At 70.7% G+C, this 22427-nt stretch carries 23 protein-coding genes; 12 read left to right on the top strand and 11 right to left on the bottom strand.

Annotated elements, in window-relative coordinates:
• Positions 1-46: 46 nt before the first annotated feature.
• Together ETD85_RS25580 and ETD85_RS25575 are read left to right on the top strand one after the other, a co-directional pair.
• Positions 47-1030, top strand: coding sequence for a diacylglycerol/lipid kinase family protein (locus ETD85_RS25580; RefSeq protein WP_138692325.1), 984 nt, complete (start codon positions 47-49; stop codon positions 1028-1030).
• A gap of 272 nt (positions 1031-1302) precedes the next feature.
• On the top strand, positions 1303-1557 hold the full coding sequence (locus ETD85_RS25575; protein ID WP_138692324.1) for a WhiB family transcriptional regulator: 255 nt from the start codon (positions 1303-1305) through the stop codon (positions 1555-1557).
• Between the two features lie 46 nt (positions 1558-1603).
• Here ETD85_RS25575 and ETD85_RS25570 read toward each other — a convergent pair whose 3' ends face one another.
• Positions 1604-3073 carry a PAS domain-containing sensor histidine kinase gene (locus ETD85_RS25570; protein ID WP_138692323.1) on the bottom strand — a complete coding sequence of 490 codons (1470 nt, stop codon included), beginning with the start codon at positions 3071-3073 and terminating at the stop codon, positions 1604-1606.
• Positions 3074-3257: 184 nt separating this feature from the next.
• Between ETD85_RS25570 and ETD85_RS25565 the strand changes: the two genes are divergently transcribed.
• From ETD85_RS25565 to ETD85_RS25535, 7 genes are all read left to right on the top strand, one after another.
• Positions 3258-3581 carry a hypothetical protein gene (locus ETD85_RS25565; protein ID WP_138692322.1) on the top strand — a complete coding sequence of 108 codons (324 nt, stop codon included), beginning with the start codon at positions 3258-3260 and terminating at the stop codon, positions 3579-3581.
• Positions 3578-4297, top strand: coding sequence for a GntR family transcriptional regulator (locus ETD85_RS25560; RefSeq protein WP_138692321.1), 720 nt, complete (start codon positions 3578-3580; stop codon positions 4295-4297). Before ETD85_RS25565 ends, ETD85_RS25560 begins: the two co-directional genes overlap by 4 nt.
• Before the next feature lie 97 nt (positions 4298-4394).
• Complete coding sequence (gene bioD / locus ETD85_RS25555) at positions 4395-5117, top strand: dethiobiotin synthase (RefSeq protein WP_138692320.1); 723 nt, start codon at positions 4395-4397, stop codon at positions 5115-5117.
• A 112-nt stretch (positions 5118-5229) separates the two neighbouring features.
• Positions 5230-6390: a sensor histidine kinase gene (locus tag ETD85_RS25550; protein ID WP_138692319.1), complete on the top strand. Its 1161-nt coding sequence runs from the start codon at positions 5230-5232 to the stop codon at positions 6388-6390.
• Positions 6381-7037: a response regulator gene (locus ETD85_RS25545; RefSeq protein ID WP_138692318.1), complete on the top strand. Its 657-nt coding sequence runs from the start codon at positions 6381-6383 to the stop codon at positions 7035-7037. The genes ETD85_RS25550 and ETD85_RS25545 overlap by 10 nt, the downstream gene beginning before the upstream one ends.
• Entirely contained in the window at positions 7034-7810 is a 777-nt protein-coding gene (locus tag ETD85_RS25540) for a DUF4097 family beta strand repeat-containing protein (protein WP_138692317.1), read from the top strand. The genes ETD85_RS25545 and ETD85_RS25540 overlap by 4 nt, the downstream gene beginning before the upstream one ends.
• An 84-nt stretch (positions 7811-7894) precedes the next feature.
• On the top strand, positions 7895-9541 hold the full coding sequence (locus ETD85_RS25535; protein ID WP_138692316.1) for an acetolactate synthase: 1647 nt from the start codon (positions 7895-7897) through the stop codon (positions 9539-9541).
• An 8-nt stretch (positions 9542-9549) separates the two neighbouring features.
• Here the strand turns inward: ETD85_RS25535 and ETD85_RS25530 are convergent, their stop codons facing one another.
• Positions 9550-11127 carry a protein kinase domain-containing protein gene (locus tag ETD85_RS25530; RefSeq protein WP_138692315.1) on the bottom strand — a complete coding sequence of 526 codons (1578 nt, stop codon included), beginning with the start codon at positions 11125-11127 and terminating at the stop codon, positions 9550-9552.
• 270 nt (positions 11128-11397) lie between these two features.
• Between ETD85_RS25530 and ETD85_RS25525 the strand changes: the two genes are divergently transcribed.
• Positions 11398-11778, top strand: a complete 381-nt coding sequence (locus ETD85_RS25525; RefSeq protein ID WP_170246835.1) for a thioesterase family protein — start codon at positions 11398-11400, stop codon at positions 11776-11778.
• Here ETD85_RS25525 and ETD85_RS25520 read toward each other — a convergent pair.
• The 7 genes from ETD85_RS25520 to ETD85_RS25490 form a co-directional block, all read right to left on the bottom strand.
• Positions 11768-11980 (bottom strand): biotin/lipoyl-binding carrier protein, encoded by a 213-nt coding sequence (locus ETD85_RS25520; protein WP_138692314.1) that lies wholly within the window; start codon positions 11978-11980, stop codon positions 11768-11770. The genes ETD85_RS25525 and ETD85_RS25520 overlap by 11 nt on opposite strands.
• A 41-nt stretch (positions 11981-12021) precedes the next feature.
• Entirely contained in the window at positions 12022-13386 is a 1365-nt protein-coding gene (locus ETD85_RS25515; protein ID WP_240779409.1) for an acetyl-CoA carboxylase biotin carboxylase subunit, read from the bottom strand.
• A 133-nt stretch (positions 13387-13519) separates the two neighbouring features.
• Positions 13520-14812 carry an HD-GYP domain-containing protein gene (locus tag ETD85_RS25510; protein WP_138692312.1) on the bottom strand — a complete coding sequence of 431 codons (1293 nt, stop codon included), beginning with the start codon at positions 14810-14812 and terminating at the stop codon, positions 13520-13522.
• Positions 14809-16164, bottom strand: coding sequence for an HD-GYP domain-containing protein (locus ETD85_RS25505; RefSeq protein WP_138692311.1), 1356 nt, complete (start codon positions 16162-16164; stop codon positions 14809-14811). The genes ETD85_RS25510 and ETD85_RS25505 overlap by 4 nt, the downstream gene beginning before the upstream one ends.
• Positions 16165-16385: 221 nt before the next feature.
• Complete coding sequence (locus tag ETD85_RS25500) at positions 16386-17327, bottom strand: NAD-dependent epimerase/dehydratase family protein (protein ID WP_138692310.1); 942 nt, start codon at positions 17325-17327, stop codon at positions 16386-16388.
• A gap of 10 nt (positions 17328-17337) precedes the next feature.
• Complete coding sequence (rsrA, locus tag ETD85_RS25495; RefSeq protein WP_138692309.1) at positions 17338-17604, bottom strand: mycothiol system anti-sigma-R factor; 267 nt, start codon at positions 17602-17604, stop codon at positions 17338-17340.
• Positions 17601-18206 (bottom strand): sigma-70 family RNA polymerase sigma factor, encoded by a 606-nt coding sequence (locus tag ETD85_RS25490; protein ID WP_043624264.1) that lies wholly within the window; start codon positions 18204-18206, stop codon positions 17601-17603. Before ETD85_RS25490 ends, rsrA begins: the two co-directional genes overlap by 4 nt.
• A 369-nt stretch (positions 18207-18575) precedes the next feature.
• Between ETD85_RS25490 and ETD85_RS25485 the strand changes: the two genes are divergently transcribed.
• The gene (locus ETD85_RS25485) at positions 18576-19316 is read left to right on the top strand and encodes a class I SAM-dependent methyltransferase (RefSeq protein WP_138692308.1); all 741 of its coding nucleotides are present in this window, start codon (positions 18576-18578) and stop codon (positions 19314-19316) included.
• A gap of 125 nt (positions 19317-19441) precedes the next feature.
• Here the strand turns inward: ETD85_RS25485 and ETD85_RS25480 are convergent, their stop codons facing one another.
• Positions 19442-19774, bottom strand: a complete 333-nt coding sequence (locus ETD85_RS25480; protein ID WP_138692307.1) for a TraR/DksA family transcriptional regulator — start codon at positions 19772-19774, stop codon at positions 19442-19444.
• Positions 19775-19929: 155 nt separating this feature from the next.
• Positions 19930-20676 (bottom strand): SOS response-associated peptidase, encoded by a 747-nt coding sequence (locus ETD85_RS25475; RefSeq protein WP_138692306.1) that lies wholly within the window; start codon positions 20674-20676, stop codon positions 19930-19932.
• A 390-nt stretch (positions 20677-21066) separates the two neighbouring features.
• Between ETD85_RS25475 and aroA the strand changes: the two genes are divergently transcribed.
• Positions 21067-22416: a 3-phosphoshikimate 1-carboxyvinyltransferase gene (gene aroA / locus ETD85_RS25470; RefSeq protein WP_138692305.1), complete on the top strand. Its 1350-nt coding sequence runs from the start codon at positions 21067-21069 to the stop codon at positions 22414-22416.
• The last annotated feature ends 11 nt before the right edge of the window (positions 22417-22427 follow it).

The following is a 22427-nucleotide window of genomic DNA, read 5'->3' as shown; positions in this document are numbered from 1 at the left end:
CGTTCGGCCGATAAGGCGGACATCGATCACCGGCTACGCTGGCGATATGCGCGCCATGCTGCTGGTCAATCCCAAGGCCACCACCACGAACGCACGTACGCGTGACGTGCTGATCCGCGCGCTCGGCGCGGCCGTGGAGCTCTCCGTCGAGGAGACCCGCTATCGCGGCCACGCCGCGGCGCTGGCCGCCACCGCCCGCGCCAAGGGCTACGACGTGGTGGCGGTGCTCGGCGGCGACGGGACCATCAACGAGACCGTCAACGGCCTGCTCAACCCGGTCAACGGCGGCGACGTCCCGCCGGGCGAGGAGATCCCGCCGGGCGAGGACCCGAGCGCCGGCCGACCGGCCCTCATCGTCATCCCCGGCGGCAGCGCGAACGTCTTCGCCCGCGCGCTGGGGCTGCCGAACGACCCGGTCGAGTCCACCGGCGCGGTGCTGGAGGCCCTCCGGGAGGGCCGGCGCAGGACCGTGGGTTTGGGGCAGGCCCTCTGGGAGGGGCAGAGCCGCTACTTCACGTTCTGCTCGGGGATGGGGTACGACGCCGAGGTTGTACGGGCCGTGGAGGGCCTGAGAGGCACCGGCAGGAAGGCTACCCCTGCACGGTATGTGAACACGGCTCTACGGCACTATCTGGCCACGGACAAGCGGCATCCAGCGATGCGCTTGACCGGCCCGGGGATCCCGGCCGCCGAGGGGGTGTTCATGGCGATCATCTCCAACACCTCGCCCTGGACATACGTCGGGACGCGACCGGTCACGCCGACCCCGTGGGCCAGCTTCGAGACCGGGCTCGACCTGCTCGGGCTGCGGCGCATGGGGCCGATGACCCTCGCCGCCACCATCCGGCAGATCCTCACGGAGAGTGACGTCCTTCCGGCCGGCCGGCACCTCGTCCAGCTCCACGACGAGCCCGAGTTCACGCTCACCGCGGAGCGCCCGGTGGCCTTCCAGCTGGACGGCGACTACCTGGGCGAGCGCGAAACCGTAACATTCCGGTCTACACGGAACGCATTACAAGTTCTGGTCTAGCTGGTTACATTCGGTCATTGTGTGACGCATCCGACATCCATAACCGCCAAAACTTCGCGCCAACCCTCTTGCGTGCACTCTGCGTGGCTGAAAAGCTCAACACTGACGTCGGAACGTAGGACCTTTAACAACCCCAGGTTCTCCGAGCGTCAACGGGCGGCCCCGGTCCCTACAAGGATCCGGGTAATCGTTCGCTTGAGTTAGTGAAACTCTTCACAAAGTAGTAGCCGCACGGAGCCGACCAAAGGCTCCATCTACTAAGGAGTGGACGCATGGACTGGCGCCACCGAGCTGCCTGCCGTGACGTGGACCCCGAGCTGTTCTTCCCGATCGGCAACACCGGTCCGGCCCTCATGCAGATCGAGGAGGCCAAGCACGTCTGCCGGTCCTGCTCGGCCGTCGAATCCTGCCTGAAGTGGGCCTTGGAGTCCGGCCAGGACGCCGGCGTCTGGGGCGGTCTGAGCGAGGACGAGCGCCGCGCTCTCAAGCGCCGGTCCGCTCGCGCCCGCGCCCGCGCCTCCGCCTGATCCCCCGACCCGAACCCCACTCGACCGTCCCGTACGCGTGCCGCCCTCAGGCGGCCGGGAGCGGGATCGACAGCGTGACCTCCGTGCCTCCCTCCAGGCGCGGCTGGATCGACAGTCTGCCCGACAGCTCGCCCTCCACCAGCGTACGGACGATCTGCAACCCCAGGCTGGTGGAGCTGTCGAGGTCGAAGCCCGCGGGCAGACCGCGGCCGTCGTCCCACACGACGACGTTCAGCCGGTCGGCCGTGGGCTCCACGTGCACCTCCAGTCGCTTGGGCCGCCCGTGCTGCAACGCGTTCTGCAGCAGCTCGGTCAGCGCCATGGCGACCGGCGTGGCGATCAGCGACGGCAGGACGCCGAACCCTCCGACGCGCCGCGGCGTGACGGCCACCTCGGCCGCCGACACCTCGCCGGCCATCGCGATCACCCGGTCGGCGATCTCGTCGAAGTCCACGAACTCCTCCGGCGCATGAGACAGCGTCTCGTGCACGATCGCGATCGATCCGACCCGGCGTACCGCCTCCTCAAGCGCCTCCCTGCCCTCCGGCACCTGCAGCCGCCGCGCCTGGAGCCTGAGCAGCGCGGCCACCGTCTGCAGGTTGTTCTTCACCCGGTGGTGGATCTCGCGGATCGTGGCGTCCTTGGTCATCAGCTCGCGCTCGCGCCGCCGCAGCTCCGTCACGTCCCTGATGAGGACCAGCGCGCCGATGCGGCCGCCGCCGACGATCAGCGGGATGGCTCTGAGCTGGACGATCGTGCCCCCGGACTCGACCTCGGTCTCCTTCGCCGCCCGCCCGCTGGCCACGATCATGAGGTCTTCGTTGATGGGCTCGTCCGAGTAGCACAGCGTGGCGGTGACCCGGCCCAGCTCGGCTCCGACCAGGTCGGCGTGCAGGCCGAGCCGGCGGTAGGCGGACAGGGCGTTCGGGGAGGCGTACGTGACGCGCCCGGCCCGGTCGAGCCTGAGCAGGCCGTCGCCGACGCGGGGCGAGCGGACCAGGATCGGCTCCTCGCCGGAGAAGGGGAAGCGGCCCTCGGCGACCATCTGCGCCAGGTCTGAGGCGCTCTGGAGGTAGGTCAGCTCCAGGCGGGACGGGGTGCGGGCCGAGGAGAGGTTCGTGGAGCGCTGGATCACCGCCAGGAAGCGGCCTTCGCCGTTCTCGACGGCCCGGCGGACCGGGATCGTCTCCTCTCGCACCGGGACGCCCGTGGACCAGTCGGGGTCGCCCTCGCGGCAGATGCGGCGCTCGTTCCAGGCCGTGTCGATCAGGTAGCGCTCGCCCTTGGCCGCGACGCTGCCGACGATGTCGTCGTGGTAGACGGTGGGCCCCGTCGTGGGGCGCATCTGGGCGATCGCGATCCAGCCACTCTCGCCCAGCAGCGGCGCCCACAGGATCAGGTCGGCGAAGGACAGGTCGGCCAGCAGCTGCCAGTCGGAGACCAGCGAGTGCAGCCAGTCGAGGTCCGCCTCGTCAAGCGTGGTGTGGCGGGCTACGAGGTCGCTGAGAGTCGGCACGAGTGCATCATGCGTGCTTTTCCGTGCAACAACCAAACCGGCCCTCGCACGAATGCGCACGTTTGATCGCGCATCGGATGTGCGGCCAGGAGTCCGCTCGCACCGCCCGCACGCCCGCTCAGTCGCACAGTGAAGGCCGATACGGCATCGTGCACCCAACTGGATTTACCGGAAATCTCATATTGTGAGAACCATCACACTGCCGAACACGCTCGCATCGCAGGACGGACGGTGCTCGGCGAAGCCGGAGGTGATCTACACGGCCAGGTGGTTCTGCCGCGACACGAGTGACGGACCGGCCTCGGTTGCGATCGCGCGCGCTGCTGTGGATATCCTTCACAATCAACCTGAGCTGCTCGGATCCGTGCGTGCCAGGAGCCGTACGCGCTCGGCGCCGGTCGGCCGCTCAAGCCCGCGGTTGACCGCTCGGGCCAAAGTGAGTTCCGATGATCTCGCGGTGATCAGACACGCCCTCACCGCCGTGGCAGAAGTGAAGGTGAGCGCGTGACAGACGACGGCCCCCGCGTACCGAAGTACTACGACGTGAAACGGAGCCTGCTCGAGCTCACCAAGAGCCTGCCGGCGGGCTCGGCGCTGCCGCCCGAGCGCACGCTGGCCGTACGTTTCGAGACCTCGCGCACCACGGTCAGGCAGGCGCTGACCGAGCTGGTGGTGGAGGGCCGGCTGCTGCGGATCCAGGGCAAGGGCACGTTCGTGGCCCAGCCGAAGGTGGCGCAGGTGCTGCAGCTCACCTCCTACATCGGCGACCTGCGCACGGCCGGCCTGGAGCCGGACACCAAGATCCTGGAGATCGGCTACGTCACCGCGGACGAGGCCCTGGCCCGCCGCCTGGCCATCAACCCGGGCGGTCGCGTGCTGCGCATCCACCGGCTCCGGCTGGCCAACGGGGAGCCGGTCTCGATAGACACCACTCACCTGTCCGCGCGGCGCTTCCCGCGGCTGCGGCGAGAGCTGGAGGTGCACGCGTCGCTGTACGAGACGCTGCACAACGCCTACAACGTGCGGCTCACGGACGCCGAGGAGATCATCGAGACCGTCCTGGCCACCCCGTACGACGCCAAGGCCCTCGGCGTGGACGTCGGCCTGCCGATGCTGCTGCTCACCCGGCACGCCTTCGACGCCGACGGCAACCCCGTCGAGTGGGCGCAGTCGCTCTACCGCGGCGACCGCTACAAGTTCGTCACCCGCCTGCGCCGGCCCTGACCGCCGGGTTCTTCGCCGGCCCGCGGGCCGAAGCGCCCCGGGCGACATGCCCGGACGGCGCGTACTTCCGGGCCGGGCCACTTCTAGGCTGAGCTCCATGAGCGTTCTCGTCGTGACCGGCACCGACTTCGGCGTGGGCAAGACAGTCGTCGCAGCGGCGCTGGCCGCGCTGGCCAGGGAGCGCGGCGCCTCCGTCGCCGTGGTCAAGCCCGCTCAGACCGGCACGGCCCCGGGCGAGCCCGGAGATGTCGACCAGGTGATCCGGCTGTCGGGGATCACCACGACCTTCGAGCTGTCCCGCTTCGCCGGCCCGCTCTCCCCCGCCGCCGCCGCCAAGGCCGCCGGGATGCCGCCCGTGTCCATGGCGGGGGCCGCCCGGCTGATCGGTGAGCTGGCCGAGAGCAACCGGCTGGTGGTCGTGGAGGGCACCGGAGGGCTGCTCGTACGCTTCGACGAGGACGGCGCGACGGTCGCCGACCTGGCCCGGCTGCTGGACGCGCAGGTCCTCATCGTGGCCGGCGCGGGGGCCGGGACCGTCAACCACACCGCGCTCACCCTGGAGGCGCTCGCGCATCGCGGGCTCGACCTGGCCGGGCTCGTCATCGGACGCTGGCCCGCCGCGCCGGGGATCGCCGAGCTGAGCGCCGTGGGCGATCTGGAGATGCTGGCCGCGCGGCCCCTGGCGGGCGTGCTGCCGGAGGGAGCGGGCGCGCTCGGGGGGCAGGCGTTCGCGGAGGCGGCCCGTAAGGGGCTGGGAGCCACGCTGGGCGGCTCCTTCGACCCCGTGGCCTTCCGCCACCGGCTCCCCCCGCCGTCCTGAGGAGATCCCGCGCAGACCCGCCGGCGACGCCACAATGGTGGGGCTAACCCCACCATTCATCGGCACACCAGACCCATTTCGCGCCCCGGCCCGTCGTCAATACCTTTGAGCCATGAAAGTCCCCCGCCCGTGGTCGGCTCGGGCCTGGCTGGACACGGCGCATGTGATGGTCGGGCTCCCGGTCGCCGTCATTCTCGGCGGGCTGACGCTCGTGCTGGTCGTGTCGCCGCCCCTGCTGCCGCGCGGCCTGGTCTGGGCCACCGGTGTGCAGCGGTCCAGGTTCGAGGCGTTCCTGGGCGCGTACATACCGCCCATGCCCTCCCCGACCGGCTGGCGCAGCCCCGCCACGTACCGGCAGATCGGCTACCACCTGCTGTCCCCGGTCGTGAGCCTCGCGGCGGCGGTCCTGGTGGCGGCGGTGTGGGGCGCGGCGCTGGTGGGACTGCTGTCGTTCACCGCGCCGATGCTGCAGCCGCCGCCGCTGGAGTTCCTGTTCGACCTCAGGGACGACCGGGTCGTGACCGTCTTCGTGGCCGTCGGGCTCGTGCTGGTGCTGCTCGCGCCGGTCCTGGCGCGCGGCATGGCGGCGCTGGACCTGTCGGTGGCGCGTACGCTGCTCGGGCCCAGCCGTTCCGAGCTGGGACAGCGGATCGAGACGCTCACCGAGAGCCGGGCGGGCGTGATCGACGCGGCCGACGCCGAGCGCCGCAGGATCGAGCGGGACCTGCACGACGGCGCGCAGCAGCGGCTCGTGTCGCTCGCCATGAACCTCGGGCTGGCCAGGGCCACCCTGACCGACCTGCCCGAGCCGGCCCGTGAGGCCATCGAGCAGGCGCACGAGGAGGCCAAGCTGGCGCTCAAGGAGCTGCGCGACTTCGTCCGCGGCCTGCACCCGGCCGTGCTCAACGACCAGGGGCTGGACGCGGCGCTGTCCGGGGTCGCCGCCCGCGCCCCCTTCCCGGTCAGGCTCCGCGTCGACATCGAGCGGCGTACCACTCCGACCATCGAGGCGGTGGCGTTCTTCATCGTGTCCGAAGCGCTGACCAACATCGCCAAGCACGCCGCGGCCACCAGGGCCGAGGTGAACGTGCGGCGCGAGCGCGACCGCCTGCACGTGCTCGTGTACGACGACGGCTGCGGCGGCGCCCGGCTGGACGGCGGAACCGGGCTGCGCGGCCTGGCCCAGCGGATCGACGCCGTGGACGGCTCGCTCCGGCTGTCCAGCCCCTTGGGCGGCCCCACGACGATCGAGGTGGACCTGCCGTGCGAGTAGTGCTCGCGGAGGACTCCGTGCTGCTGCGCGAGGGCCTGATCAGGCTGCTGGACGCCGCCGGCCTGCAGGTGGTGGCGGCCGTGGACGAGGCGGAAGGGCTGCTGCGCGCGGCCGAGGAGCACCGTCCCGAGCTGGTGATCACCGACGTCAGGATGCCGCCCACGCACACCGACGAGGGGCTGCGGGCCGCGCTCGTGCTGCGCCGCCAGCAGCCGGGGCTGGCCGTCCTCGTGCTCTCCCAGTACGTCGAGGAGCGCTACGCCGCCCAGCTCCTCGCCTCCGCCGCGACCGGCGGCGTCGGCTACCTGCTCAAGGATCGGGTGGCGGACGTGGCCGAGTTCATCGACGCGCTGCGCAGGGTGGCCTCCGGCGGCACCGCGCTCGACCCCGAAGTGGTCGCCCAGCTCCTGCTGCGCGGCAACAGCGATCCGCTCGAACGGCTGACGCCCCGGGAGCACGAGGTGCTCAAGCTGATGGCGGAAGGGCGCTCCAACGCGGGCATCGGCCAGGAGCTGGTGCTCAGCGAAGGGGCGGTGGGCAAGCACATCGGCAACATCTTCACCAAGCTCGACCTGCCGCCCGCGGAGGGCGACCACCGGCGGGTGCTCGCCGTCCTGCAGTTCCTCAAGATCAGGAGCCTGCCATGAGAGCGGTCTGGCTGACGGCCGGCACCCTGGCGACCGTGCTCGCACTGTTGCTGTCCACGATGCTGTTCTGGCGCGGGTTCGCCAGGGCGGAGCCGCCGACCGACACCACGCAGCGGTCGATCCCGTTCGCCAAGGACAAAGTGCTGATCGAGGCGGGCTCCGGCGACGTGCTTTTGCTGATCATGCCGGGCCGGGCGGGAGAGCTGCTGCTCGACAGGGCGCTGCGGTGGTCAGTGGAGCGGCCGACCGTGACCGAGGACTGGGACGAGCGCACCGGGACCTTGCGGCTCGACGCGACCTGCCCGGGGTCCGGCCAGCCGGCCGGGCCGGTCTGCCGGGCCGAGTACGTGGTCATGGTGCCGCCGGAGACCGACATCGAGGCCAGCGTCACCCGGGGCGACCTCGGTGTCGGTGACCTCTTCGGCGACGTGCGCCTGACCTCGGTCTCAGGCTCCGTCATGGTCCGGGACGTCGCCGGCTCCGTCTGGGCCAGGTCGGGCTCGGGCAATGTCAAGGCGGAAGGGCTCCGCGGCGGGGCGGCCGACGTGGAGGTCGGCGCCGGCGACGTGGACCTGTCGTTCGTCAATGTCCCGGCCACCGTCAACGCCGTGGTCAGGACCGCGGGAGCCGTCAACGTGAACGTGCCGAGAGGCGCCTACGACGTGACGGTGGACGCCGCCCGGTCCAGGCTCGACGTCCGGCTCGACGCCGGCTCGCCGCGCAAGATCACCGCGAGGGCGCCGAACGGCAGCGTGACCATCTGCTGCAGGTGAGCACGCCCGGCCGGTGACGATGGCGGAATCGCACGCCCGCCTTAAAGTCTGTTTACTCTTGTGACTGGTTGGTAAGTTCCCGGCATGGAGTCTGCGAAGCACGCCGGTGACGCCGCCGTCGCCGTGTCCAAGGCCTATGGCGTCGAAACCATGTTCACCCTGTCAGGAGGGCACGTCTTCCCGCTCTACGACGGGGCGGTGCACGAGGGCATGCGCATCCTCGACGTACGCCACGAGCAGAGCGCCGTCTTCGCCGCGGAGGCGACGGCCAGGCTGACCAGGAACCCGGGTCTGGCGGTGCTGACGGCCGGGCCCGGCATCACCAACGGCGTCAGCGGGGTCGCGACCGCCCACTTCAACGGCTCCCCCGTGGTCGTCATGGGCGGCCGGGCCCCGCAGTCGCGCTGGGGCAGCGGCGCCCTTCAGGAGATGGACCACCCGCCGCTGCTCGACCCGATCACGAAGCTGTCGTTCACCGCCAGCGACGCCGAGTCCGTCGGCCAGGACGTCGAGGTGGCCTTCCGCACGGCGGTCGCCCCCCACCGCGGCCCGGTGTTCCTCGACTTCTACATGGACCACCTGTTCGCCCCGTCGGCCGTGCACGACGTGCAGACGCAGACGCCCTCGCCGCTGGAGCCCGACCCCGACTCGCTGGCCGGCATCGCGCGGCTGCTGGCCGAGGCGCAGCGGCCCGTGCTGGTGTACGGGTCCGACGTGTGGATGGACCGGGCCGAGGAGGCCGCGCGCGACTTCGCGGAGACCTGGCGGCTGCCGGTCATCCCCAACGGCCAGGGCCGCGGCATCCTGCCCGCCGGGCACGAGCTGCTCGTCACGCGGGCCCGCGGCCTCGCCTTCGCCCAGGCCGACCTGGTGATCGTGGTGGGCACACCGCTCGACTTCCGGCTCGGCTACGGCTGGTTCGGCGGCAAGGACGGCGCGCCGCTGGCCCGCGTCGTGCACATCGCCGACGCGCCGTCACAGCTGGCCACGCACATGCAGCCGGCCGCCTCCGCCGCGGGCGACCTGTCGGTGGTGTTCTGGAGCCTCGGCGCCGCCTGCGGGGACGCGGGCGTCAAGCCGGACGCGTACGCCTCCTGGGTGTCGAAGCTGTCGGAGAGCGCCGCCGCGGCCATCGCGGGCGACGCCGAGCTGCTGGCCTCCGGCTCCGACCCGATCCACCCCATGCGCGTGTACGGCGAGCTGGGCAAGGTGCTGGCCGAGGACGCCGTGGTGATCGGCGACGGCGGCGACTTCGTCTCCTACGCCGGCAAATACGTCGAGCCCCGGCAGCCGGGCAACTGGCTCGACCCGGGCCCGTACGGCTGCCTGGGCACCGGCCTGGGCTACTCCATAGCCGCCCGGCTGGCCAGGCCCTCCTCCCAGGTCGTGCTGCTGCTCGGCGACGGCGCCGCCGGCTTCTCGCTGATGGACGTCGACACCCTCGTGCGCCACCGGCTCCCGGTCGTCATGATCTGCGGCAACAACGGCATCTGGGGCCTGGAGAAGCACCCCATGCAGCTCCTGTACGGCTACGACGTGGCCGCGGAGCTCCAGCCGCAGTGCCGTTACGACCAGGTCGTGACCGCGCTGGGCGGGGGCGGCGAGCTGGTCACCAAGCCGTCCGAGATCGGCCCCGCGCTGCGCAGGGCGTTCGACTCGGGCATCCCGTACATGGTGAACATCGCGACCGACCCGCAGATCGCCTACCCCCGCAACACGACGGGGGTGTGAGCGACCCGCTACTTCGACGTGGCGGTCGGGCTGGGGCTCGGCGACGACGTCTCGCAGACGCCGTCGATGACGATCAGCTTGACCGGCTTCGTCACGTCGAGCTTCGTCCCGCCCTTCGGCACCGTCTGCTGGATCTTGCCGCACGACAGGCCGTTCCTGCTGGTGGTCCTGTCGTCCACGTGCACGTCGAAGCCGGCCGCCTGCACCCGTTCCTGCCCCGGCAGGAACGGCATCCCGACCACCTCGGGCACGAGCACCAGCTTGACGCTCGGCGTGGGCGAGCCCGTGGGCGTCTTGGTCGGCGTCTTCGTGACCGAGGGCGTGGGTGTGGGCGTCTCCTCCGGCTCTTCCGTCTCCGTGGGCCGGGGCGCCCTCGTGGTGGCCGGTCTGGACTCCGGCCGCGTCGTCTCGGGCTCGGGCGGCTTGGTGGTCCGCTTGGTGGGCGGCTTGGTGGTCTTGATCGAGCTCTCGGAGTCACCCCGTGGCACGGCGGTGGTCGTGATCTGGGGGTCGCCGGGGGTCATGCCCGTCAGCGCGACCGCGCCCGCGCCCACGCCGAGCACCACCGCGGCGGCGACGCCCGCGATCAGCCCGGTCCTGCGCGGCGCCTTCGCCGCGCGGCGGCTGCCCGCGCGCCGCTCGGCCACCGTCGTCTCCTCCGACGACTGGCGGGCCCGCGCCTGGTGCGCTCCGGTCTGGTACGCCTCCACCGGCGGCACCATCGACGCCCCGGTGGACAGCGGCTGCACGGGCTCGTGCACGGCGGGCATCTGGCCGCTCGCGATCGCCCGCGCGGCCTCGCTCATCGCCCTGGCCGTCGGGTAGCGCCTGGCCGGGTCCTTCGAGAGCGCGACCTCCACCAGTGACCGGACCGCCGGGGGGATGTCGGCGGGCAGCGGTGGCGGAGCCTCCCTGATGTGCTTGAGCGCGATGGTGACCGCGCTGTCACCGTCGAACGGCCGCTGGCCGACCAGGCACTCGTACGCGACCACGCCGAGCGCGTAGATGTCGACCGCGGGGGTGACGGGAGCGCCTTCGGCCTGCTCGGGCGCGCAGTAGGCGGCGGTGCCGAGTACCATGCCGGCGTCGGTGAGCCGGTTGGCCAGGTCGGAGCGGGCGATGCCGAAGTCGGTCAGCACCAGCGTGCCGTCGCGCTGCACGAGCAGGTTGCCCGGCTTGACGTCGCGGTGCACGATCCCCTGGTTGTGCACCGCCTGCAGCGCCGAGGCGGCCTGCGCGATCAGCTCCATGGCCGCCTGCGGCGGGATCCGTCCCAGCCTGGACAGCAGCCGGTCGAGCGGCTCGCCGTCCACGAACTTCATGACGAGGTAGACGGTGTCGCCGCTCACGCCGTAGTCGTAGACGTCGACGACGCCGGAGTGGTTGATCGTGGCCATCGCCCGGGCTTCCCCCTGGAAGCGAGCGACGAACCCGGGGTCCTCCATACGGCCGGGAAGCAGCACTTTGACGGCGACGGTGCGCGCGAGCACGATGTCCTCGCCTCGCCACACCTCGCCCATGCCACCGGCGCCGATGCGGGTATCCAGTCGATACCGCCCCGCCAGCGTCGTCCCTTGTGCCACCATGACGCCCCCGTTACCCCCCTACGTCCGTAACCTCTCCCACCCCGCGGTTCTCCAACAAAGCGAACTTGTGTCGCGGTGAGGTAACACAGTGGTCACGGAACTCAGAGAGTGTACGACTCACCTGTCCCACATGCCACTTAAATGCCTCAAGCCGTACAAAGCCTATCCTGAGCCCTTACGACCGCACTTGTCCGCGTTTTCGGGAACCCCGGGGGCCTATTACCCGCCGCCGGTGACGGCCGCTCAACACGGCCGCCGTAGGCTGCACCCATGACGCTCACGCCCGGTCTCCGCGCCCAGACACTCATCATGGTCGAGATGTCGGACACCGCGAAAAAGGCGGGCAGCGGAGACGTGCCCGTGCTGGCCACACCCCGGCTGCTCGCGCTGGCCGAGGCGGCGACCGTACGCGCGATCGAGCAGCACCTCGCGCCTGGCGAGACGTCCGTCGGCACCCGGGTCGAGATGGAGCACCTGGCGGCCAGCCCGCTGGGCAGGCACGTGCAGATCGGCGTCGAGCTCACCCAGGTCGAGGGCCGGCGACTGGTGTTCGCCTTCGAGGCCCACGACAAGCACACCGTCGTGGGCAGGGGCACCATCGAACGCGTGGTGGTCGACCGCGCGAAGTTCCTCGCCCGCGCTACTCGATGACGGCGATCAGGTCGCCTTCCTGGATCACGTCGCCCTCGGCCACCTTGAGCTGCGACACGGTGCCGTCGTCCTCGGCCAGCACGGGGATCTCCATCTTCATCGACTCGAGGATGACCAGCGTGTCGCCGTCGGAGACGGTGTCGCCCTCGCTGACGACGACCTTCCAGACGTTCGCCACCATCTCAGCGCGTACCTCAGCCACCGGAACTCCCCTCTTTCAGTGCTCTAACAATGTCATGCGGTCTAGGCGCGCATCCGCGCGACCAGGCCCGTGTCGTAGTCGCCGGTGACGAACTCCGCGTTCTCCAGCAGCTCCGCACAGAATGGCAGGTTGTTCTTAGGTCCTTCTACTGCGAACTGGGCGACAGCCTTGCGCCCTTTCTCCAGAGCGTCGTCACGACTGTCGCCGTAGACGCACAGCTTGGCCATCAACGGATCGTAGAACGGGGTCACCGTGTTACCGGCTTCGTAGCCCGAATCCACGCGTACGCCGTCACCGGACGGCTCCTCCCACACCGCGATCCTGCCAGGCCCAGGGAAGAACCGCGTGGGATCTTCCGCGTAGACCCGGAACTCGATCGCGTGCCCTTCGGCGGCGGCGCGCACCTCGGGGCTCTCCCCCGCCGCGACCCGTAGCTGCAGCTCCACCAGGTCGAGCCCGGTGACCAGCTCGGTGACGGGGTGCTCCACCTGCAGCCTGGTGTTCATCTCCAGGAACACGAAGTCCTGCCGGTCCACGTCGACCAGGCACTCGACCGTCCCCGCGCCCAGGTAGCCCACGGCCTGCCCGGCCCGCACGGCCGCGGCCAGCATGCGCTCGCGCAGCTCGGCGGTGATGCCGGGGGACGGCGACTCCTCCACGACCTTCTGGTGGCGGCGCTGCACCGAGCAGTCGCGCTCGCCCAGCGCTACGACGCGGCCGTCCGGCAGGCCGAGGATCTGCACCTCGACGTGGCGGGCCCGCTCGATGTAGCGCTCCAGCAGCACGGCGGGCCCGTCGAGCGCGTCGCCCGCCGGCCCCGCGAACCTGGCGGCCGCCCTCGCCGCCTGCTCGAACGCCTTGGCCAGGCCCTCGTCGTCGTACGCCACGCTCATGCCGATGCCACCACCGCCGCCCGCGGTCTTGACCATGACCGGGTAGCCGATGACCTCGGCGGCCTTCAGCGCCAGCGACAGATCGGTGACCGGCTCGCGGGTGCCCGCGGCGACCGGCACGCCGGCGTCCTCCATGAGGTTGCGAGCGTTGATCTTGTCGCCCATCCGGTCGATCGCCGCCGGGGCGGGCCCGATCCACACCATCCCGGCGTCGATGACCGCTCTGGCGAACGCGGCGTTCTCCGCGAGGAACCCGTAACCCGGGTGGATCGCCTTCGCGCCGGTCGCGCGGGCCGCCTCCAGCACCTTGCCCGCGTCCAGGTAGCTCTGCGCGGGATTGGCCGGGCCGATCAGCACGGCCTCGTCGGCCTCGCGGACGAACGGCAGGTCCGCGTCGGCCTCCGAGTAGACCGCGACGGCGCGCAGGCCCATGCGCTTGACCGTACGGATGATCCGCCGCGCGATCTCGCCCCGGTTGGCGATCAGAACGGGTCCGAGCGTCTCAATAAGCACGCCGCCCACCCTATGACCGCCGGCGGCTCGCCCCCTTTCTCCCGAAACCACCGATCCGACAATCACGATCTGTAGGAAACCCACAATTGTGAGCCGCCGGAAACGGGACAGGCAGCCGGCCGTCTTGTACGGATCAGACGCGACCTCGGTCGATCACCCGCGCGAGCGCCTCCAGGGCGTGGGCGTCGTACACGCTGCCCGATGACAGCCTGATCCGCTCCAGCGCCGCCCCCGCGCGGTCACGGTCGGTCGAAGGGCCGACCAGGTCGTCGTAGGCGTTGGCGACCTTGATGATGCGGCTCGACAGCGGCGGATCGTCGGTGATCGGGTCGCACTGGCGCCTGACCACCTCGGCCACCCGGTCGAGCACGCCCGTCTGCCTGATCACCTCGGCGCCCAGCTCGGCGATGCGGCGGGCCTGCTCGGGCTCGGTGAGCACGGTGGCGCCGCCGGGGATCGGGTCGCGCAGCGAGAGCTGGCCGATGTCGTGCATCAGCGCGGCGTACTCCAGCTCCAGCAGCTCCGGCTCGGCCATGCCCAGCTCCCTGCCGACGGCCACGGCCAGGCGGCTGACCCGGCGCGAGTGGCCGGGCTCGACGTAGCCGCCCACCTCCGTGACCCGGGACAGAGCGCGTACGGTCTGCAGATAGGTCGCGCGGATCCCGGCGTATTTCCGGAAGGCCACCTGCGTGACCAGCAGCGGCGCGGCGAAGACCAGCAGCGCCACCAGGTCCATGCTGTGCGTGGCGAGCGCGAGCAGCACCCCGGACGAGGCCACCGCCGCCCCCAGCGGGAAGGCCATGTTGATCTCGTCGCGCACCGCCACCCGGAACGCCGTGCGGACCTGCTCGGCCCGCAGCAGCGCGGCGATCAGCACGTCGATCAGCAGGGTCACCGCGATGAGCGCCACCATCACCGCGAGCGCGGGCCACCAGGTGCTGGTCGGCGGCTTGGTGAGCTCGTAGAGCGAATCGGTCAGCGGCCGGAAGGCGAAGGCCAGCAGCGCGCCGGTGAGCAGGCGGCGGGCCATCGCGTCCAGCCGCGGCGGCCGGCCGACGGCCAGGTGCGGGAGCGCTCCCGCGAGCATGCCGACCGCGATCACCGCCACGACCTGCAGCGCGGAGTGGTGCAGCTGGTTCTGGCTCAGGTCGAGCAGCAGGGTGTAGCCGAGCGCGGCGGCGGCCCCGATCGGCGCGACCTCCCTGTTGCCCGGCATGGTGAGCCTGGCCAGCTCGCCGACCGCGATCAGCGCCCCGAACCCGACCGCGATCTCCGGGTCGACGAGCCCGATGGCGGCGGTGTGGGCGATGCCCGCGACCGCGACCAGCCCGGCGGCGCAGATGAGCAGGAGCTGGCCGGAGTCGAGCCGGCGCAGGACCGTGTTCAGGGATCCTTCGCTGCGTCTGACGCGCTCTGTGGTGGTCATTGGCCGGTCACGACCTCGATGGGCATGGTCGGGTCGTCGTGGTCCTTGATCGGGGTCTCGGTGGCCTCGGGCGGCGGCGGATCGACGCGGCGCGGCGGCTGCCACGGCTCGTGCTCGAGCGCGCGGATGAAGGCGGCCACCATGACGGGGTCGAAGTGGGTGCCCGCGGTCTTGCGCAGCTCGTCGATGGCCTCGGGCACGGGCCGCGCGCCCCGGTAGGAGCGGTCGGAGGTCATCGAGTCGAACGCGTCGGCCACCGCGATGACCTTCGCGAACTCGGGGATCTCGTCACCCGCGAGCCCCATCGGGTAGCCGGTGCCGTCGTGGCGCTCGTGATGGTGCATGATCCCGGCGTACGCCTCGTCGAGGAAGCCGATGCCGCGCACGATCTCCAGCCCGCGCATCGGGTGGAGCTGGATCGCGGCGAACTCCTCTTCGGTGAGCGGCCCGTTCTTCTGCAGCACCTTGGTGGGCACGCCGAGCTTGCCGACGTCGTGGAGCATGCCCGCGTAGCGGATCGCCCGCACCCGCTCCAGCCCCATGCCGATCTCCTGGGCGATCATGGACGAGGCGAGCGAGACGCGCGTGCAGTGGCCCCTGGTGTAGTAGTCCTTGGTCTCCACGGCCTGGCAGAGTGCGGCGATCGTGGCGTCGTAGGAGCGCTGCTGCGCGTGATACTGGCCGAAGGCCCACCTGGCCACGAAGAGCGGCAGCAGCACCAGCACCGCCGAGATCGACTGCACCGTCGCCCACAGCCCGGCCACCAGCAGCCCGAACGTGCCGTAGCCCAGGTAGGACAGCAGGAACTGGGCCATGCCGCGCATCGGCACCTCGGTGGCCCGCACCCTGGTGGCCAGCCCGATCATGGTCAGCGTGAGCACGATGTTGAGCGGCACGAAGACGGCCGTCGCCGCGGCGTAGGGGCCGATCAGGTCGTCGAACGCGTTGACCTGCGGCACGCCGACCCGGCCGTCGAGCGCTTCGTAGAGCCCCCCGGCCGCGTAACCGCAGATGGCGAACTGCGCGCCGTTGAACAGCCGTTTGATCAGCGGCAGCCCCGGCCGCACGCTCAGCACGGCGGTGAGCCCCACGAGCGCGGCGCCCTCCGGCCCGATCAGCACGACCGCGGCCAGCGCGGCGGAGAAGCTCACCGACACCGCGAACTGCTCGACGTTGAGCAGCGTCGGCATCGACTCGCACACCAGGAACAGCAGCGCGAGGACCAGCAGCACGTCCAGGTCCGCCGGGGCCACGAGGGTGCCGGAGACGATCACGCTGCGTACGATGAGAGCGGCCGCCGCGCCTATCACGGCGACCAGATAGACCCTTGCAGGCCACGGCAGATCACGCATTGCGGCCCCCTACGGTGTTCAGGTCCAGGACACCCCGGGCGGAACCGCCGGGCCGGCCGGCATGACCACCGGGGTGATCAGCACGACGGCCACGAGCAGCCGGGCGGCCATAACCTTCAACATCCACATGCCTCCACGTCGACTTCTGGGGTTCACGCTACAGAAGACGAGGTGACCGCACGGGCGTAGTCGGAAATCGCAAGCAAAGCGTAATCAACCAGCTACTTGCCGCGACGACCCGCGGCCCACTCGACCGTCCGCTTCACCCCGGTCGGCAGATCGACGCGCGGCTGCCAGCCGAGCCCGTCGTGCGCCGGCACCGGGTCGACCGCCATCGCGGGCAGGTCGCCCTGGCGCGGCGGCGCGAACCCGGGCTTGTCCTGCGCCCCGGCGGCGTCGGCGATCAGCGAGTGCAGCCGGCGGTCGGTGGTCTGGATGCCGGTGCCGAGGTTGAAGCGGCGGCCGTTGCCGTCCGGCCCGCACGCCCTGGCGAAGCCGTCGACGACGTCCTCGACGAAGATGTAGTCGCGGGTCTGGGTGCCGTCGCCGTAGAGGACCGTGGGGGTGCCGGCCAGCAGGGCGTCGGTGAAGATCGCCACCACCCCGGCCTCCCCCTCGGGCGACTGGCGCGGGCCGTAGACGTTGGAGAGCACCAGCGTGGTGTATTCGATGCCGTGCAGCGCGCGGAAGGTGGCGAGGTAGGTCTCGCCGCTCAGCTTCGAGGCGGCGTACGGCGAGCGCGGGTCCGTGGCCGCGTCACCGGGCACGGGGATCGTCGTCGGGCGCCCGTAGACGGCCACGGACGAGGCGAACACCACCTTGCGCGTGTGCCCCTCGTGGGCCGCGGTCAGCACCGCCGCGGTACCCTCGACGTTGATCCGGGCGTCGCGCACCGGGTCGGCGACGCTCTTGCGCACGCTGATCTGCGCGGCCAGATGGCAGATGACCTCCGGCCGCAGCTTCGACACCAGGCCGATCAGCGCCGGGTCGAGCACGTCGAGCTCGTGCAGCCGGAACCGCTCGCTCTCCCCGGCCTGCGTCAGGTTGGCCCTGCTCCCGGACGACAGGTCGTCGACCACGTCGACCTCGTGCCCGTCGGCCAGCAGGCGATCGACGAGATTGGACCCGATGAACCCGGCACCCCCGGTGACCAACACGCGCATGGGGTGAATCCTAGTCGGCCAGCTCCGACCTCACCTGCGCGATGCGGGCCAGCACCTTCGAGCGCAGGTCCGCCGGGATCGGGTCGCAGCCGCAGTGCTTGGCCACCAGCGCCTTGATCGCCTTGTCCAGGTCATATTCCTTCAGGCACGGGCTGCACTCGTCGAGGTGGACACGGATGTCGACGACGTCGCCATCGGTGAGCTCGCCGTCCAGATAGGCGTAGACCTTGTCCAGGACCTCGCGACAGTCGGTGTCATGCGGGTTGCCACAGCTCATTTCGATCCCTCCGCCGGGACCAGGCCACGCTCGCGGGCATAGTCCTCAAGGAGGCCCCGCAACTGCCTGCGTCCCCTGTGCAGCCTCGACATCACGGTGCCGATCGGAGTGCCCATGATGTCGGCGATCTCCTTGTAGGGGAAGCCTTCGACGTCGGCCAGATAGACCGCGATCCTGAACTCCTCAGGCAGGGCCGCGAGCGCCTGCTTGATGTCGCCGTCGGGCAGGTGCTCCAGCGCCTCGACCTCGGCCGACTTCAGACCGCTCGACGTGTGGGACTCGGCGCGGGCGAGCTGCCAGTCCTCGATCTCCTCGGTGCCGGACTGCTTGGGCTCACGCTGCTTCTTGCGATAGCTGTTGATGAACGTGTTGGTCAGGATCCGGTAGAGCCACGCCTTGAGGTTGGTGCCCTGCTGGAACTGATGGAAGGACGCGAACGCCTTGGCGAAGGTCTCCTGGAGCAGGTCCTCCGCGTCCGCGGGATTTCGGGTCATCCGGAGCGCGGCGGAGTAAAGCTGTTCGAGATACGGCATGACGTCGCGCTCGAATCGCTCACTGCGCTGCTCCAGCGTCTCCGCGCCTGTCGCGGGCACCGGACCCACCCCCCTAAGATCACCGGTGGCCGGCTGTGGCGGTACACCGTACTCAGGGGAGGATACCCGCTGGCCCGTGACCCGATGGTCAGCGGGTCGTGGGCTGAGCACCTTGGCGTAGGAGCTCGGCGAAGGGCCGGGTGAAGGGCTGGGTGAAGTGCTCGGCGAAAGGCTCGGCGAAGGGCTCGGTGAAGGAGAGAGAGACGCGAACCTGCGACCGCCGGAGCGGTCGCGATCGTCAAGAACAGCGGGCATGCTCGTCGCAACACGCCCGCGCCCTTGTCTGTTCCCGCAAGATAGAAGGTACGAAGGACCCGGTGCGGGGAACGTCAATACGTACCGGCTGGTAGCCCATTTCCCGGAACCCAGGAGTCGCGTGTGCTGCCCATTCCGGCCGAGGAACTGAACGGCTCAGGGACGCTCGGGCCGTACTGGACCTTCTACCGCGCCGTCGCCGCCGAACAACTCAACCGATGGCTTCCCGGTGAGCCCTCCGTGATCCTCGATCTGTCCGGTGGCCGCGGGCGGTGGTCCGGTCAGGCGGCCAAGGCGGGGCACCGGGTGATCGAGGTCCTCGACTTCCGCAGGACGGTCGACGCGCAGTCGCGGCTGCGAGACGCCGACCGGGTCCGCCACGTACGCGCGGACGACCTGGCGTTCCTGCCCGACGCGAGCGTGGACGCCGTGCTGGCGGAAGAGCGCGTGATGTCGATCGAGCTGATGGCCGAGTCGGCCATGAGCGACGTGGCCAGGGTGCTGCGGCCCGGCGGCCGGGCGCTGGTGTGCGTCGACTCGCTCGTGCTCGGCATGGCCATACTCGCCGAGCAGGAGCAGTGGCAGCACCTGCGGCAGACCGGCGAGGTCATGCTCGTGCCGTGGCCGGACGGCAGCATCACGCGGTGCTTCAGCAGCGGGCAGCTGCGCGAGCTGCTGATGGGCGCGGGGCTGGAGGTGGAGTGGATGCGGCCGCGCACGGTCCTGTCCCCGTCCACGGTCGACCACGTGCTCGGGTCCGACACCCGGTCGCTGACCTGGCTCGTACGCACGGAGCTGGAGGCCCATCCCGACGACGACGACACCGTGGGGATCCACCTCGTGGCCAGCGCCCGCAAGTGCTGAGCCGGGTGACCCGCGACGAGCCTGGCCGCCGCCGTTCTTCGTGTCCGGCGGCGTTCGGCGCTCACCGCGGCCTCGGTCGTGCCGCGCGGTCCATCAGCGGCGCGCGGCCTCGGTCTTGCCGCGCGCTACCGGCGGCGTTCGCGCTTGCCCTGGCACTGGACGCAGCGCGCGGCCTCCGGCCGGGCCTCCAACCGGCCCTCCGGCACCGGCTTGCCGCAGTCGACGCACCTGCCGTACGCGCCTTCGTCGACGCGCTTGATCGCCTCGATCACCGCGCGGCGCTGTGCGGTGGCCACGGTCAGCATGGCCTGGGCGCGATCGGCGTCGGTCAGGTCGGAACCGGCGTCGGCCGCCGAGTGCTCGCGTACGGCGACGGGGTCGCCTTGGAGGACCCCGATCGAACGATCCAGTTCCGCGAGCATGTCTTCCAGCCGCTCACGAGCGGTCGTGACGTCCACGAATCCGCACCTCCGGGTAAATGAGGGCAGCCCGCGGCAAGGACTCCCCGGTTGTCCCGCCCGGTGCAATTTAGGGGGCATTTTGGCGGTGACACCGAGTAAACGGATGCATCGCTTTCCTCACCGAATGCCCATTTACCGTGCTTCTTACACCTTTAGAAAAGCGGCGTCTCCTCCTCCTCAGGTAGCGGTTTGATGAGGTCCGGGCCATTGTTTCGCACGTTGTTGACATCGGTGGAGACCGCGTACGCCGTGAGCCGGCCCGCCTCCGCGGGCACCAGCAGCCCGGAGGCCTGCGCGGTGTCGGTGAGCTTGGGGTCGAGCCATTCGGCCCAGCGCTCGCGCTCGATCATCATGGGCATCCTGTCGTGGATGCGCCCGAGCTCGTCCTCGGCGTCGGTGGTGATGACGGTGCAGGTCACCAGCCATTTCAGCGGATCGTCGTCGTCGCGCGACGGGTCCTTCCAGAACTCGTACAGGCCCGCCATGGCCAGCACCCCGCCGTCTTCGGGATGAATGAAGTACGGCTGTTTCTTCTTCTTTTCACCTTCGACCGGCATCCACTCGAAATAGCCGTCGGCGGGGAGGAGGCACCTGCGCTTGGCGAACGCCTGGCGGAACGACGGCTTCTCGGCCAGCGTCTCGGCCCTGGCGTTGATCAGCCGCGAGCCGATCGACGGGTCCTTGGCCCAGGCAGGCACCAGGCCCCATTTCACGATCCTGAGCTGGCGCACCGCCCGCTCGGCTTCCTTGGGCACGCGGCTGAGGACGGCGTAGACGTTCTTGGTCGGCGCCACATTGAAGTCGGCGCCGAGCTCCTTGTCGGGGTCACCGTCGAGCTCGACCTGGAACTCCTCCAGCAGCTCGTGCTTCTTGCGCGCCGAGGCGTATCTACCGCACATGACCCCACACTGCCATGTCCGGCATTCGATCGCATGTTTCGATCATGCGCGGCGCCCGCTCCTCTGCTCAGCTCGGCCCGTCTCCCACGAACCACCTCCGGACAGGCCTTCCCAGGCGGGCCGTGGGCACCTTCCCATACGAACCCGAGCGGGCCGGTCCCAGGCGAACCGAGGGGACCTTCGCAGGCGAACCTGAGCGAGCCTTCCCACGCGAACCCAAGAGGGACCTTCCTACGCGAACCCAAGGGGACCTTCCCAGGCGAACCCGAAGGGACCCGGGGAAGCCGGGTGGACAACCCTCCAGGGCGGTTATCCACAGGCAGCATGACCGCAGCAGGCCGTCATCCACAGGCTGTGACCCCGCCCCACCACGCCCAGTAGTCTTTGACCATGCCCGCTCCGCACTGGCCCGCCCCGACGGCGACCACTCCGGTCACCGCCACCGTCGCGCTGCCCGGCTCCAAGTCGGTGACCAACCGAGCGCTGCTCCTCGCCGCGCTCGCCGACGGACCAGGCACCGTACGCCGGGCGCTGCGCAGCCGCGACGCGGACCTCATGGCAACGGCGCTACGAGCGTTGGGCACCACGCTGGAGGCCACCGACGAGAGCGCCGCCGGAGTCGACTGGCAGGTGACGCCGGGCCCGGTGCGCGGCGGTGCGAGCATCGACGCCGGGCTGGCAGGGACCGTGATGCGGTTCGTCCCGCCGATGGCCGCCCTGGCCGACGGGCCCGTCTTCTTCGACGGTGACCCCCACGCCCGCAAACGCCCGATGGGTCCCATCCTCGACGCCCTGCGCGCGCTCGGGGCGCGGGTCGACAACGACGCCCTGCCGTTCACCATCAGCGGCCCCCTGACGGGTGGGGAGGTCACACTGGACGCCTCGGGCTCGTCGCAGTTCGTCTCGGGCCTGCTGCTGACCGCCGCGCGCTTCGAGAAGGGCATCACGATCCGCCACGTGGGCCCGCCGGTGCCCTCACAGCCGCACATCGAGATGACCGTACAGATGCTCAGGGCGGCGGGCGTCACGGTGGACGACAGCGAGCGCGACGTGTGGCGCGTCCTGCCGGGCCCCATCGCGGCCAGGGACATGACGGTGGAGCCCGACCTGTCCAACGCCGCCCCGTTCCTGGCGGCGGCCCTCGTCACGGGCGGGACGGTCACGATCCCCTCCTGGCCCCTGCACACCACCCAGGCCGGCGACGCCCTGCGCGGCCTCCTCACCACCATGGGCGCCACAGTCACCCGCTCCCCAGCGACCGGTGACTCGACAACCCCGGCCAGTCCCGACGCCATCGACCAGCCGGGAGTCCCTGCCCCCTCGGACACCACCGACCTGGTGGTCACGGGATCGGGTGCGCTCACCGGCATCGACGCCGACCTCCGCGACGTGGGCGAGCTGACCCCGACGATCGCCGCCCTGGCCGCGCTGGCGACCACGCCGAGCCGCATCCGCGGGGTGAGCCACCTGCGCGGCCACGAGACCGACCGGCTGGCCGCGCTCGCCACCGAGATCAACCGCCTCGGCGGCGACGCGGAGGAGACCGAGGACGGCCTCAACATCCGCCCTCGCCCGCTGCACGGCGGCACCTTCCACAGCTACGACGACCACCGCATGGCCACGGCAGGCGCCGTGATCGGCCTCGCGGTGCCCGGCGTGGAAGTGGAGAACATCGCGACGACCGCCAAAACCCTGCCCGAGTTCGTGCAGATGTGGACGGCGATGCTGGACACCCCGTGACCCCCACACCC

It is taken from the genome of Nonomuraea zeae, from assembly GCF_005889725.1.
GTDB lineage: Bacteria > Actinomycetota > Actinomycetes > Streptosporangiales > Streptosporangiaceae > Nonomuraea > Nonomuraea zeae.
Note: the sequence above shows the minus strand (reverse complement) of the source record. Positions and strands in the feature narration are given on the sequence as shown.